The 12,728-nt window shown below is 36.5% G+C and carries 14 protein-coding genes and 1 pseudogene; 9 read left to right on the top strand and 6 right to left on the bottom strand.

The features are described 5' to 3' along the window. Positions 1 to 8 precede the first annotated feature (8 nt). The 5 genes from sat to FDO66_RS16820 all read left to right on the top strand — a co-directional run bounded on the left by sat (position 9) and on the right by FDO66_RS16820 (position 4,098). Positions 9 to 1,157, top strand: a complete 1,149-nt coding sequence (gene sat / locus FDO66_RS16840) for a sulfate adenylyltransferase (protein WP_141433821.1) — start codon at positions 9 to 11, stop codon at positions 1,155 to 1,157. A gap of 162 nt (positions 1,158 to 1,319) precedes the next feature. Then, positions 1,320 to 1,925 carry an adenylyl-sulfate kinase gene (gene cysC, locus FDO66_RS16835; protein ID WP_258535763.1) on the top strand — a complete coding sequence of 202 codons (606 nt, stop codon included), beginning with the start codon at positions 1,320 to 1,322 and terminating at the stop codon, positions 1,923 to 1,925. A 39-nt stretch (positions 1,926 to 1,964) separates the two neighbouring features. Then, a complete protein-coding gene (gene cobA, locus FDO66_RS16830) occupies positions 1,965 to 2,744 on the top strand; it encodes a uroporphyrinogen-III C-methyltransferase (RefSeq protein WP_141433819.1) in 780 nt (259 codons plus the stop codon). Then, positions 2,744 to 3,499: a sirohydrochlorin chelatase gene (locus tag FDO66_RS16825; protein ID WP_141433818.1), complete on the top strand. Its 756-nt coding sequence runs from the start codon at positions 2,744 to 2,746 to the stop codon at positions 3,497 to 3,499. The genes cobA and FDO66_RS16825 overlap by 1 nt, the downstream gene beginning before the upstream one ends. Then, a complete protein-coding gene (locus FDO66_RS16820) occupies positions 3,487 to 4,098 on the top strand; it encodes an NAD(P)-binding protein (RefSeq protein WP_141433817.1) in 612 nt (203 codons plus the stop codon). The genes FDO66_RS16825 and FDO66_RS16820 overlap by 13 nt, the downstream gene beginning before the upstream one ends. 253 nt (positions 4,099 to 4,351) lie before the next feature. Here the strand turns inward: FDO66_RS16820 and FDO66_RS16815 are convergent, their stop codons facing one another. Continuing rightward, on the bottom strand, positions 4,352 to 5,839 hold the full coding sequence (locus FDO66_RS16815) for a phospholipase D-like domain-containing protein (RefSeq protein WP_395939802.1): 1,488 nt from the start codon (positions 5,837 to 5,839) through the stop codon (positions 4,352 to 4,354). Between the two features lie 73 nt (positions 5,840 to 5,912). Between FDO66_RS16815 and FDO66_RS21335 the strand changes: the two are divergent. Continuing rightward, positions 5,913 to 6,041, top strand: a pseudogene (locus FDO66_RS21335) (LD-carboxypeptidase); the annotation flags it as partial. Positions 6,042 to 6,305: 264 nt separating this feature from the next. Here the strand turns inward: FDO66_RS21335 and FDO66_RS16805 are convergent. From FDO66_RS16805 to FDO66_RS16795, 3 genes are read right to left on the bottom strand one after another with little or no spacing between them, the layout of a single operon-like run. After that, positions 6,306 to 7,706: a nucleoside recognition domain-containing protein gene (locus FDO66_RS16805; protein WP_141433816.1), complete on the bottom strand. Its 1,401-nt coding sequence runs from the start codon at positions 7,704 to 7,706 to the stop codon at positions 6,306 to 6,308. Further along, positions 7,678 to 8,409 (bottom strand): FeoB small GTPase domain-containing protein, encoded by a 732-nt coding sequence (locus tag FDO66_RS16800; RefSeq protein WP_141433815.1) that lies wholly within the window; start codon positions 8,407 to 8,409, stop codon positions 7,678 to 7,680. Before FDO66_RS16800 ends, FDO66_RS16805 begins: the two co-directional genes overlap by 29 nt. Further along, on the bottom strand, positions 8,402 to 8,653 hold the full coding sequence (locus tag FDO66_RS16795; RefSeq protein ID WP_141433814.1) for a FeoA family protein: 252 nt from the start codon (positions 8,651 to 8,653) through the stop codon (positions 8,402 to 8,404). Before FDO66_RS16795 ends, FDO66_RS16800 begins: the two co-directional genes overlap by 8 nt. A gap of 256 nt (positions 8,654 to 8,909) precedes the next feature. On the opposite strand from FDO66_RS16795, the gene FDO66_RS16790 reads away from it, so the two are divergent. From FDO66_RS16790 to FDO66_RS16780, 3 genes are all read left to right on the top strand, one after another. Beyond that, positions 8,910 to 9,623, top strand: a complete 714-nt coding sequence (locus FDO66_RS16790) for an MBL fold metallo-hydrolase (protein WP_141433813.1) — start codon at positions 8,910 to 8,912, stop codon at positions 9,621 to 9,623. 19 nt (positions 9,624 to 9,642) lie between these two features. Continuing rightward, positions 9,643 to 10,239: a TetR/AcrR family transcriptional regulator gene (locus FDO66_RS16785; RefSeq protein ID WP_141433812.1), complete on the top strand. Its 597-nt coding sequence runs from the start codon at positions 9,643 to 9,645 to the stop codon at positions 10,237 to 10,239. A 105-nt stretch (positions 10,240 to 10,344) separates the two neighbouring features. Further along, positions 10,345 to 10,914 (top strand): permease, encoded by a 570-nt coding sequence (locus FDO66_RS16780; protein ID WP_141433811.1) that lies wholly within the window; start codon positions 10,345 to 10,347, stop codon positions 10,912 to 10,914. Between the two features lie 72 nt (positions 10,915 to 10,986). Here FDO66_RS16780 and FDO66_RS16775 read toward each other — a convergent pair whose 3' ends face one another. Both FDO66_RS16775 and FDO66_RS16770 read right to left on the bottom strand, forming a co-directional pair. Further along, positions 10,987 to 11,307 carry an 8-amino-7-oxononanoate synthase gene (locus FDO66_RS16775; protein ID WP_141433810.1) on the bottom strand — a complete coding sequence of 107 codons (321 nt, stop codon included), beginning with the start codon at positions 11,305 to 11,307 and terminating at the stop codon, positions 10,987 to 10,989. Between the two features lie 25 nt (positions 11,308 to 11,332). After that, the gene (locus tag FDO66_RS16770) at positions 11,333 to 12,223 is read right to left on the bottom strand and encodes an HD domain-containing phosphohydrolase (RefSeq protein WP_141433809.1); all 891 of its coding nucleotides are present in this window, start codon (positions 12,221 to 12,223) and stop codon (positions 11,333 to 11,335) included. Positions 12,224 to 12,728 lie beyond the last annotated feature (505 nt).

The following is a 12,728-nucleotide window of genomic DNA, read 5'->3' as shown; positions in this document are numbered from 1 at the left end:
TTTAAAAAATGACTACTAGCAAGCCGCATGGAGGAAAATTAATTAATCGATGGGAGCCGCAATATGATATTTCTCATCTCAATAATGAAATTGAGTTAGACGGTATTGCATTAAGTGATCTTGATTTAATTGGTACAGGGGCTTATAGTCCAATTGATGGATTTTTAACTGAAGCTGACTATCAATCAGTTGTTGAAAACATGAGACTTTCTACTGGTGAAGTTTGGAGCATCCCGATTACGCTGCCAATTACAAAAGAACAAGCAAAACAAATCGTAATTGGAGATGAAGTAAAGCTTGTTAAAAATGGGATCACTTATGGAGTTCTTACGGTTTCAGATCTTTATATACCAGATAAAGGGAAAGAAGCAGAAAATGTTTATCGTACGACAGATTTAGAACATCCTGGTGTTAAAAAATTATTTGATCGAGGAACGGTTTATGTTGGAGGACCTATTAAGCTTATTAATCGAGTTAAGCACGATCAATTTCAAGAGTTTTATCTAGATCCATCAGAAACTAGAAAGGTTTTTGAAGAAAAGGGCTGGAATACAGTAGTTGGTTTCCAAACACGAAATCCTGTTCACCGTGCTCATGAATATATCCAAAAAACTGCTTTAGAATCTGTAGACGGTTTATTTTTAAATCCATTGGTTGGGGAAACAAAATCTGATGACATTGCAGCAGATGTGAGAATGGAGAGCTATCAAGTATTGCTCAAAAATTATTACCCGAATGATAGAGTATTCCTTGCGGTCTTTCCAGCTGCAATGCGATATGCTGGCCCAAGGGAAGCTATTTTCCATGCGCTTGTAAGAAAGAATTATGGATGTACACATTTCATTGTTGGACGTGACCATGCTGGAGTTGGAAATTACTACGGCACTTACGATGCACAGCTTATTTTTTCTCAGTTTAGCTCAGAAGAATTAGGTATTCAGTTATTTTTCTTTGAACATAGCTTCTATTGTAAAAAATGTGAAAATATGGCATCAACAAAAACATGTCCTCATGGTAAAGAAGACCATGTCATCTTATCTGGAACTAAGGTTCGAGAAATGTTGAGAAATGGAGAAATTCCTCCGAGCACCTTCAGTCGAAAAGAAGTGGTAGAAGTGCTAATAAAAGGAATGCAACAAAAAGAAGTGCACTCTTAATTATCATTCCTATATTGATGTCTTTTGATGGAAATGAAATAGTCTGTACAAAAAAATCATTCAGGTAGGGTAATTCTTGCTTAATTATGAGAAAATAAATAATAGAAGATAGCTGCCTGTTTGATGGGGTAAGTTTGATATTGATAAATGAGGGGAATCAAGGTGAGTAAAAATACAAATATCGTTTGGCATGAGCAATCATTAACAAAAGAGCTTAGAAGAAAGAAAAATGGTCATCATAGCTATGTGCTTTGGTTCACGGGGCTATCTGGTTCTGGGAAATCAACCGTTGCCAATACGGTAGCTAAGGCGCTTTTTGATGCTGGTATTAACAATTATGTGCTAGATGGAGATAATATTCGTCATGGCTTGAATAAAGATTTAGGATTTTCTGAGGAAGATCGGACAGAGAATATAAGAAGAATTGGTGAAGTTTCTAAGTTATTTGTTGATGGCGGTCAAGTTGTATTAACTGCTTTTATATCTCCATTTCAATCGGATAGACAAATTGTTCGAGATCTTTTAGAGCAAGATGAATTTATCGAGGTATTTGTTAAATGTCCGATTGACGAATGTGAAAAACGCGATCCTAAAGGTCTATATCAAAAAGCAAGAAAAGGTCTTATTAAAGATTTTACGGGAATTGATTCTCCGTATGAGGAGCCAAATAACCCTGAGATTGTTATTGATACGAATGAACTTTCTATTGAGGAATGCGTAAATAAGATTATTGATTACTTAAATGGCCGAAAATTTCATCAAAATTGATAGTTGTCCTTTAAATAATAAGCAGCGAGGTGAAAATAAATGAGCATCGTCTATTTAGTTGGGGCAGGTCCTGGTGACCCAGACTTAATTACATTAAAAGGATTAAAATGCATACAAGAAGCAGATGTGCTTTTATATGATCGCCTCGTTAACAAAGAGTTATTAAGCCATGCAAAGCCGAATGCAGAGTTAATCTATTGCGGGAAGCTTCCCGACTATCATACTTTACAGCAAGAAACCATTAATGAAGTTTTAATTAAACATGCAAAAAAAGGGCAAGTAGTCACACGTTTAAAAGGTGGAGACCCGTTTGTTTTTGGAAGAGGTGGAGAAGAAGCTGAAGCTCTTGCCAAATATGGAATCCCCTTTGAAATCATTCCTGGAATTACATCTGGAATTGCAGCACCTGCCTATGCAGGGATCCCAGTCACCCATCGAGATTACAGCTCATCCTTTGCAATTGTCACAGGACATTGTAAAAATGACGAAAAAGATCAAATTAAATGGGAATCCTTAGCAAAAGGGATTGATACTATCGCGATCTACATGGGTGTGTCTAATCTACCATATATTCAAGAAAAGCTTTTGTATTATGGGAAAAGCCCTCATACACCCGTTGCACTTATTAATTGGGGAACGATGCAAGAGCAGAGAACCCTTGTTAGTACTTTAGAAGATGTAGCAAGAGATGCGCAGCATCATAAAGTTGAAAATCCTTGTATGATCCTAATTGGAGATGTTGTAAAATTAAGAGAAAAAATTAAGTGGTTCGAGGGTTCGGAAATTAATCAAGCTCTTCTTTCCAATGGGGTATTATAATGGAGGCCATACTTTATATTTGTCATGGAAGTCGTGTTCCTGAAGCATGTAATCAAGCTATTTCTTTTATTAAAAAATGCATGAATGGAAATTTAGCGCCTATACAAGAATATTGTTTTCTTGAACTTGCAACGCCAACGATTGAAGAGGCATTTAAAGCATGCGTTCAAAAAGGAGCAACAACTATAAAGGCTATCCCTGTCTTATTGCTGACAGCTGCACATGCCAAAGAGGACATTCCACATGAGTTGAAAGAGGTTCATAACCGGTACGCTCATATTAAGCTGCAATATGGCAAACCGATTGGTGTTCATCCCAAAATGGTGGATATTCTCATTGAAAGAATACACGATCAATATGAAAAGATCCCCAAGAATTCAATCGTTTTATTAGTAGGAAGAGGCAGCAGTGATCCTGATGTAAAAAGAGATCTTGGGGAAATTTCGTCTTTATTGAAACAGAGGATTGGGATTGAAAAAGTAGTAGACTGCTATCTAATTGCCGCCAATCCTAGCTTTGAGGAAGGTCTTCAAATAGCAGAGCAATCAGGATGTAAGAATGTTTTTATTATCCCGTATCTACTTTTTACAGGCATATTAATGAATTCAATGAAAAAAACCATTCGAGTTTTTTCAGAAAATAAGGATCAAAATTATATTCTATGTCAATATCTTGGTTATCATGCAACCATCGAATCCATATTACAAGAAAGAATCGTAGAGTTGACTGAGGAAAATGAGCTATGCTTCCCGTAATATTGGATTTAACAAACAAGAAATGTGTGGTTGTTGGCGGTGGGAAAATTGCTTACCGAAAAGTATTGTCTATTATGGATTCAAGTGCTAATATCCTCGTTATTAGCCCAGAAGTTTGTGAAGAATTAATCCTTCTGCAAAAAAAGAAAGCGATCCATGTGGTGTTTAAGGAAGTTGAACTAGTTGATTTTCAGGATGCATTTTTGATTATTGCTGCAACAAGCTCTAAGGAAATTAACCAACAGATTGCCCGCCATGCAACAAATTCACAGCTTGTAAATGTGGCAAGTGCCCATGAGTTAGGCAATGTTCAAATTCCAGCTACATTAAAAAGAGGCAAGCTTCTCATCAGCATTTCAACAGGTGGGGCAAGCCCAACCTTAGCCAAAAGGATAAAAAAAGACTTAAGTACTGTTTTTGATGAATCATACAGCGATTATTTGGATTTTTTATTTGAAGCACGTCAGTTAATTATTAACAGTCATTTAAACCAGGTACAAAAGAATGAATGGCATAAAGAAATACTTAATGAACGTTATAAGAATCATACATTAGATCGAAATGATTTATTAGAAAAGCTAAATGAATTTTTGTCTTAATTAAGCGAGAACGCCCCCAAAATGCCTAGCATTTCTGGGGGCTTCTTTTTTAAATATATTTTCTGCGTAACAGTTTATAGCGCTTGATGTTCTTTTTTAATAACGTTTCATCAAAAATATCGTATGGACCTGCATTATTACGACGAAATAATGAATCGATTTTGAAAAAAGTTTGATTAAAAACTCTAAAGACTATATCTAAAGGCGTTAGAAAAATGCTTGCATACAGAACAATAAAAACAAGATATATCAACTATAATAATGGAGAAAGCAGACGAGCACCCTTTTCAACAATGCGCTCGGTCAGGGATCGTTGCAGCAAGTCTTCAATTCTTAATGGTACAGAAGCAGTAAGATCCCTCTCGAACTGCTCTGTGAGTTCCCTTGCCACATCAGCACTGTACACGACTTGACACACCTCATAATTCAGGCGAAAACTTCTCATATCATAGTTTGCTGAGCCTATTTCTGCAATTTCCTCATCAATGATCATCAGTTTCGCATGTAACATTCCTTTGTCGTACTGGTAGATTTGGACTCCAGCTTCTATAAGTTCCCCGTAATAGGTACGGCTTGCAAAGCCCACGATTTTTTGATCAATGTGGCGAGGAACCAGCAATCTTACGCGCACACTACGAGCCACAGCTGTCTTTAATGCCATGATAATATCTGTTTCTGGTACAAAGTAGGGTGTTGTTATATCAATAGTCTTGGTCGCCTGTGTTATACATATAAAGTAAGCTTGCCGAATAACTGGGGTAGGAATTCCAGGGTTTCCTTCAAACGTATGGATGTACGCTTTTTGCGTCCCTGTCTGTGGGGATATGTCCAACTCTTTACCATCCAAGGTGCTCAAATCTGATCCCAATTCAGCTGACCATCTCGAAAGATCTACTCTGCCGATTGAATTGATTTTCGTTACCTCAGATTTTTTTTTCAGATTGGTTTTCGATTTTATCCGTTCCGGCACAGCGATATTCCAATGAACGTCAAAGACAATCTGTAAATCGACTAATGCTTCTCCTATGATTTGCAAATGAGTATCCCGCCAAAAGCCAACATCAGGCTTTAATCCTGTATATTCATATCCTACGTTCATGCCACCAGTAAAAGCTTTCTTTCCGTCAACCGTGACAATCTTACAATGATCCCGATAATCCCAATTGGACAAAATCCAGGGAAAGCGTAAAGGAAATATTGTCCGGCATTCTATCCCTGCTTCCACCATCTGAAGGATTTTTTGATGCGGAAATTTTTTACTCCCCCAACCATCTCTAATAAAACGAACTCGCACTCCGTTTACTGCTTTTTCGATCAGCAGTTCTGTGATGCGATTACCAATTTGGTCATTCCGATAGATGTAATATTCCAGATCAATGGTTTTTTGGGCTTTTTGAAGGGATTCGATGAGTTGTTCATATTTTTCTATTCCATTGTTAAATACTTGGACTTGACCGACTCGAAGTCCATGCACGGTGAAATGACGTAGAGCCTCGGCGATCACCGAGGCAGAGTGACTATATGTATCAGGTAATTTATCAGATTTAATATGAGAAGATGTCAATCTTTTCCGATGAATAAGGACAGGATTTGAAGTGCTAATATAGAGCCCGAAACTGATGATCGGAAGAATAAGGCTGAAGGCTAGCCAATTCAAGGCCTTAGCTGGTCGCCGAACTTCACGGACAGCAATAATCAACATCAGAATTGTATTTACTATAAATATCCAAAGAATCAACATATGTTCAGAATTCCCTTCTTTTTATCCTTAACATGTTCAAACGGAACAGGGACTATACGTTTCCTAGTACTAGCTTCAAATACCCGTAATGTACGATATAGATTGTGGACACGTTCCTCCACAAATCACTTTTATAAATGGAGCATTCACTGAAGTAGAAGTAAAAGAAGGGAAAGGAGTTGTATTACAGCACTTTAAGTAAGAATCAACTTATAAGCAATTATTTACTGTTAATTATTGTAAAGATGACAGGCAATGTTTAGGCTGGTTAATTAATACCATTTTAAAACTAATACTGGTTAGTTTTAAAATTTTAATTCCTCAGGAAAATGGGAAATGGTTAAATTATAAAAAAACGGTAATTCCGCTTTGGAAAATTACCGTTTTTTTATTGGTTAAGAAAGTATAAGTTTTTCCGACTGGTGTCTAGCTGCAGGGCTACCAAGGCGTTTGAGTTTTTCTTATCTTAAACCAATCCCAGCCCTCTTACAACTTGAGCAACGATAAAGGTAACAATTAATGCTATTGCAGTTGGAATAGCAAAGGATAAGAAGGTCCATTTTTTACTTTTTGTTTCTTTATAAATATTAACGAGAGTTGTTCCGCATGGCCAATGAAGAAGGGAGAATAACATCATATTAGCTGCTGTCAGCCAAGTCCATCCATGATCAAGAAAGATTTGTTTTAAGGAAGCTAGATCATCTACCTCCGTCATAGCACCTGTTGATAAATAGCCCATCAAAAGGATAGGCAGGACAATTTCATTAGCTGGCAAGCCTAAGATGAAAGCCATTAAGATATAGCCATCTAATCCTAAATAATGCGCAAAAGGATCAAGAAATTGAACGATATACATTAAAATGCTTGTATCTCCAACATATAAATTAGCTAGAATCCATGTAAGTACTCCAGCAGGAGCAGCAACTACAATCGCTCTTTTTAGTACATAGATGGATTTATCTAACGTGGATCTGACAATCGTATTCCAAATTTTTGGTTTACGGTATGGGGGAAGCTCGAGTGTATAGTGAGTTGGAATCCCTTTTAAGGCTGTTTTAGATAAAATCCACGATACAGCTAAAGTCACCATAATACCAAATAGAACGGTTGCCATAACAACAGCAGAAGTAACAAGCGTTTGAACGCCGCCGGAATACGAAGCTGCCATAAACAAGGATGCAAGTAAAATCAAAGTTGGCCATCTTCCATTACATGGTACAAAGTTATTTGTTAAAATCGCAAGCATTCTTTCCCGAGGAGATTCGATAATACGAGTTGACATAATAGCCGCAGCGTTGCAGCCAAAGCCCATTGCCATCGTTAAGGATTGCTTACCGTGACCACCTGCTTTTTTAAACATACGATCCATATTAAATGCTACACGTGGCAAATAGCCATAATTCTCTAGTAATGCAAACATTGGAAAAAAGATGGCCATTGGCGGCAGCATGACACTAACAACCCAAGATGTTCCTCTGTATAATCCTAAAACTAGTATCCCATATAGCCAATCAGGTGCATGTATGGCTGTAAATCCCAATGTTAAATAGCCTTCAATCCAGCTAAAAAAGTTTGCAAGCATAGAAGAAGGGATATTTGCTCCAGCAATGGTTAAATAAATGACTACACCTAACATGGCCATCATAATCGGAAATCCCAAAATAGGAGAAGTGAATATTTTATCAAGCTTTTCTGATTGAAATGATTTTGATTGATCTTTATAAGTCACTACATCCTCACAAATAGATCTTGACGTTGCATATATATTGCCAACCATTTCATCTCTTTCTTGTTGATTTGATAAAGTATGAGCATAATTCCAAATAGAATCTAACTCTTTATGCTTTGATGCTATAGGAGACTCCATTCATTTCACCTCCATCTCTAGCAATCTTGGTTCTTTCTTTTAAAGAGTGCAAGAGCATTTCATCGCCATCTAGTAATCGTAGAGCAATCCATCTAGATGACAAATGCCGATCTACTGCTTTCTCAATTAATGGTTGAAGCTGTCTTACTTTTTTTTCGATTTCTGCACTATATTTCATTTGAATAGGCTGAGTTTTAATTATTCCTAATGCCATGTTTTCAAGACAGGATAAAAATTCATATATTCCGATGTTATTCCGAGCTGAAATCTTTAAGACGGGAACTCCAAGCTTTTTAGCTAAGCGTTTTTCATTAATGGAAATTCCTTTTCTCATTGCTTCATCAATTAAATTAATACAGATGATGACTTTATCCGTTATTTCTAAAATTTGCAGAGCTAGATTTAAATTTCGCTCTAAGGAAGTAGCATCAAGGACGACAACTGTAACATCTGGATGTTCAAAAACAATATAATTTCGGGTTACTTCTTCATCAGCTGAATTGGAAAATAAAGAATAGGCACCTGGTAAATCAATGAACGTATAGGTTTGACCGTTATAATTCATTTCCCCTTCAGCATTGGTAACGGTTTTTCCTGCCCAGTTCCCGGTATGCTGTCGTAAACCTGTAAGTGAATTAAATAAAGTGCTTTTTCCGGTATTCGGATTCCCTGCAAGAGCTATTCGAAAGTTCATATTATTCATGACTCATCAGCTCCCCAAAAATGTTCGACGATTCTTCTTTTCTTAAGGCAATCGTTGTTTGGCTAACACGATAGGCTGTTGGATCACCTAGTGGACTTTTTTGTAAAACATGAATTATGGCATTAGGCACAAAACCTAAATCGAGCAGTCTTCGACGCAACGTTCCATCAACTTTTATCTGTGAAATTTTAAATGAATCCCCAGTCTTAGCTTTAGACAAGGGAAGGAGTTTTGATGGTAGCACTTTAATTTCCTCCTATACAATATATTTGAATAAAGGGATTAATGTTGCGTTAGACCAACTTTTTCATTTATTAATATATTATGCTTATTTGAAGGAAATGTCAATTGGTTTGAAAGGTCCAGTCTTTAATATAGGTACTTTTTCACTTTGGAGCAGTGATTAAAAAATATTTATAAAAAATATACTTGTGAAAACTAATGACATTAGTTAGAATAAAACTAACATAATTAGTTTAATGAATAAGGGAGGTAAAAAAATGAAAGTTGCAAAAGAAGATTTTATTTATCAATTAAACTTTTACCCGACACTTTTCCCAGTTAATTGCTACATGGTTGAAGAAGAAACCGAGCTAACATTAGTTGATGCTGCTCTGCCGAATAGCTATAAGAGCATCTTAGAGACAGCTCAAAAAATCGGAAAGCCTCTAACACGAATTGTTTTGACACATGCACATGGAGATCATATTGGTTCATTGGATAAACTAAAAGATATGCTTCCTGACGCAAAAGTTTATATTTCCAAAAGAGATGAACGTTTGTTAAGAGGAGATCAGTCATTGGATGAAAATGAAATCAAAACACCTATAAAAGGCGGAGTTCCTAAGCCTGAAACGGTAAAGACCCGACCGGATGTGTTACTTCATGAGGGGGATCGAATTGGCTCGCTTAGAGCGATTAATACACCAGGTCATACACCAGGCTCGATGTCTTTCATTGATGAAAGAACAAATGCAATTATTGCTGGAGATGCTTTTCAAACTCATGGAGGAGTTGCCGTTTCTGGTCAAATGCAAATACTGTTTCCGTTTCCTGCCATGGCAACTTGGAGTAAGGAAGAGGCACTAAAAAGTGCAAAGAAGATAATAAATCAAAAACCATCTCTTCTTGCCGTTGGACATGGAAAAATGATTAAGCAGCCTGTGAATATAATTGAACACGCGATTCATAAGCTTGAGAAGTCAATAAGTTAAACAAGATGGAGGAATGAATATGTCACCAAGAGCAGGACTGGATTTAAATACTATTTTAGCAGCAGCAACAGAAATTGTTGACACAGATGGAGTATATTCTTTAACTTTAGCAACACTAGCGAAAAAATTAAAAATTCGTCCGCCCTCTTTATACAATCATGTAGATGGATTGCAAGGTCTTCAAAAGGCGCTCGCAATTTATGGATTAGAAGAATTGTATAAAGTGTTATCACATGCGGCGATTGGGCGCTCAAAAGATGATGCCGTCCATGCTATGAGTAAAGCGTATATTAATTTTGCTCGAGTACATCCAGGTTTATATGAAGCAACTCTTTGGGCAAATACAGATTTAAGTAGTACAGAGTTTCAAAGTATTGGTCCAAAAATTGTTGATCTCGTTATTCGTGTACTAAATGCGTATGAACTTGAGGATGAAGAATCTGTTCATGCAGCAAGAGGGCTTCGCAGCATTTTGCATGGATTTGCTTCTCTTGAACAAAAGAAAGGTTTTGGAATACCGCTTGATCTTGATGTAAGTATTCGTTTACTTATTGATACCTTTCTTGCTGGCATTCATAAAATGAAGTCGCAAAAGATAGAAAATCATAACAAATAATGGAGTGATAAAAAATGAGTTTTATCGTATTCGTGCTTCTATTTACTGTGGTTTGTGGAATTTTTGATGGCAAAATTCGTACTAATGAAAAGGAGATGAAGTAATATGTTTGCAGGTCATTTTGGTGTCGCAGCTGCAGTAAAATCGAAAACACCGGAGGTTCCTTTATGGGCTCTTATGTTAAGTACTCAATTATTAGATGTTGTGTTTGTCCCATTGCTCATTTCTGGTGTTGAAGGCTTAGAGCCTGTGGAAGGTGGCGGATATGGTAGGGTAATCATTCACGCTCATTATACTCACTCTTTAATAAGCGCACTAGTCATTTCGATCATTGCAGGCTTATTAGCTTGGCGCTTCTGGGGAAAACGGGGAGGCACTGTCATTTCCTCGGTCGTATTCAGTCATTGGCTTCTTGATCTTATCGTACATCGAGCAGATATGGCCATCCTTCCTGGTGCTCTCGGGGATTTGCCACTACTTGGGCTAGGCTTATGGAAATTTCCAATTGTCAGTATGGTCGTTGAGCTGGCTCTCGTCATTATTGGCTCTTTCCTGTATTATCGTTCTCTTGTTCCGAAAGCTAAAGGGAAGCAAAGAAAACATGCTTTTGCAGTAAGCGGACTTATGACTATTTTGTTAATACTTTCACTTGTGACTAGTGTGTTAGGGTATTAATCTAGAAATGATAGATAGAAAAAATCTACTCAAGGATGTGAGTAGATTTTTTCTTAGTATTTAATTGATTAATTAATATAAAGTCTCAGGTGGATCAATTCCTAAAACGACTTCTCCATCAACGACTAGCCATATGTAGTAATGATCAATTTCTTTTCCAAGAATTTTTTCAAGCTTAGCAATGAATGCTTCTTGCTTTTCAAATGATAGACGAGCTGTTTCTTCCCCTAAAGGAATATTTTTCAAACCCATTAGATCGGCTGCATATCGTGCTTGATCGTAAGATACCTCAATGTATTGATCTTTTTCTGATAAATACGCTGCAGATGCTGGCTTTACATTAAAAACAGCAATTAACAGTAAAACCATAAGTAAAAATCCAATTTTTTTCAAGTTATTCTCTCCTCTACGATAATAGTTATTTATCTAAAGCTAAAAATATATCAACAATGTCTGGATGATACATTGTACCTCGATTTTTCAAAATCTCTTCCAACGCTTCCTCTTTTGTTCTCCCTTTTTGATAGACTCGGTCTGTGGTCATCGCATCGTAGGAATCGGCAACTGAAATAATGGCGGCTTCAATCGAAATCTCATCGCCTTTTAACCCTTTAGGATAGCCATTTCCATCAAATCTTTCATGATGCTGTTCGACTATTTTCCCCACTTCAATTAAGGTTGAATGACCTGATTCTTCTAATATTTCTCTTCCATAAGTCGTGTGGAGCTTCATGATTTCCCATTCCTCATACGTAAGCTTTCCTGGCTTTTGGAGAATAGATAAAGGTACCTTTACTTTGCCTATATCATGTAGAAAAGAAGCAATATTTAAAAGGATTATCTGCTTCGGTTTCAAACCTAAAGCCTTTCCAATTTTCATCGAAATTTCTTTGATTCTTTTACAATGATCAACGGTATACCCATCCTTTTCCTCAATCGCAATAGCTAAATCCATTTTTTCTTTAGTAATTTTACTATAATAATGAAAAACAGGCTGAGAAGATACGTATAGAAATTCCGTTTCAGTATGACAATGAAAAACATAGTGCTCTTGAATAGGATGGCCATAAAAAGAATCTCCAGCCCGTAATACTTTTGGACATTCACTAGTTTGTAGTTCAAGTTCACCAGAAAGGATATACAAGTATTCTAATGCACTCCATCCTTCTTCTGGTCTTAAAGCCCAATGTGATCCACGCTGCATTTTATGGTGTATGACTTCAGTACCGTCTCCTGATGCAACTAAAGAGATTTGAAGCCCATTTATGTGGACTGTTTCTATGTATGTTCCTTCATCAATGATGCCCACATGCGATTACCTCACTTTCGCGGTTATCTCCAACAAACCTATTAAGATTGTGAATGCATTTTCATAATTTCACTCCATTCTCATTTTATAGCAAAAATGAATGGTTTGTAAGTAGGAGTATAGTCCCTTTTTTCATACTTTAGACCAATTATCAGAATATTTTTATGCACGAAGAGGATGTGAAAAGTTCTTTATAGATTTTCATCTTTTATTTTTAAAAAAATTTACCTTATAAAGAATCTTTGTTCGTATAGCAGAAGGGTTTGAACAAAAAATGACTGGACTTGTTGATTATATGGATCCAATTAAAAGGGGATTAAGAATGAAAGATAGAAGCAATAATAGAAACTTTGTCAAAATAAACAGTATTATTCAGATCAATGTGATGGAGTAATAGATGTATAGATGTATACTTTCTCAGGATCGATCCTTGTATTCACAAAATTATAATTGTTGCTTTGTTATGACTTTTGATTGAAAAGCCTGACTTAGGGCAGCTATCTAA

The organism is Bacillus sp. 03113 (assembly GCF_006546985.1).
Lineage (GTDB): Bacteria > Bacillota > Bacilli > Bacillales > Cytobacillaceae > VATK01.
This window is presented reverse-complemented; position numbering and strand designations above follow the sequence as displayed.

Excerpts from the sequence above, each read along its gene's own strand:
- FDO66_RS16815 (WP_395939802.1), bottom strand. The coding sequence starts at position 5,839 with ATGTTGATTCTTTGGATATTTATAGTAAATACAATTCTGATGTTGATT.
- FDO66_RS16785 (WP_141433812.1), top strand. The coding sequence starts at position 9,643 with ATGTCACCAAGAGCAGGACTGGATTTAAATACTATTTTAGCAGCAGCA.
- FDO66_RS16820 (WP_141433817.1), top strand. The coding sequence starts at position 3,487 with ATGCTTCCCGTAATATTGGATTTAACAAACAAGAAATGTGTGGTTGTT.
- sat (WP_141433821.1), top strand. The coding sequence starts at position 9 with ATGACTACTAGCAAGCCGCATGGAGGAAAATTAATTAATCGATGGGAG.
- FDO66_RS16825 (WP_141433818.1), top strand. The coding sequence starts at position 2,744 with ATGGAGGCCATACTTTATATTTGTCATGGAAGTCGTGTTCCTGAAGCA.
- cobA (WP_141433819.1), top strand. The coding sequence starts at position 1,965 with ATGAGCATCGTCTATTTAGTTGGGGCAGGTCCTGGTGACCCAGACTTA.
- FDO66_RS16805 (WP_141433816.1), bottom strand. The coding sequence starts at position 7,706 with ATGGAGTCTCCTATAGCATCAAAGCATAAAGAGTTAGATTCTATTTGG.
- FDO66_RS16800 (WP_141433815.1), bottom strand. The coding sequence starts at position 8,409 with ATGAATAATATGAACTTTCGAATAGCTCTTGCAGGGAATCCGAATACC.
- FDO66_RS16790 (WP_141433813.1), top strand. The coding sequence starts at position 8,910 with ATGAAAGTTGCAAAAGAAGATTTTATTTATCAATTAAACTTTTACCCG.
- FDO66_RS16780 (WP_141433811.1), top strand. The coding sequence starts at position 10,345 with ATGTTTGCAGGTCATTTTGGTGTCGCAGCTGCAGTAAAATCGAAAACA.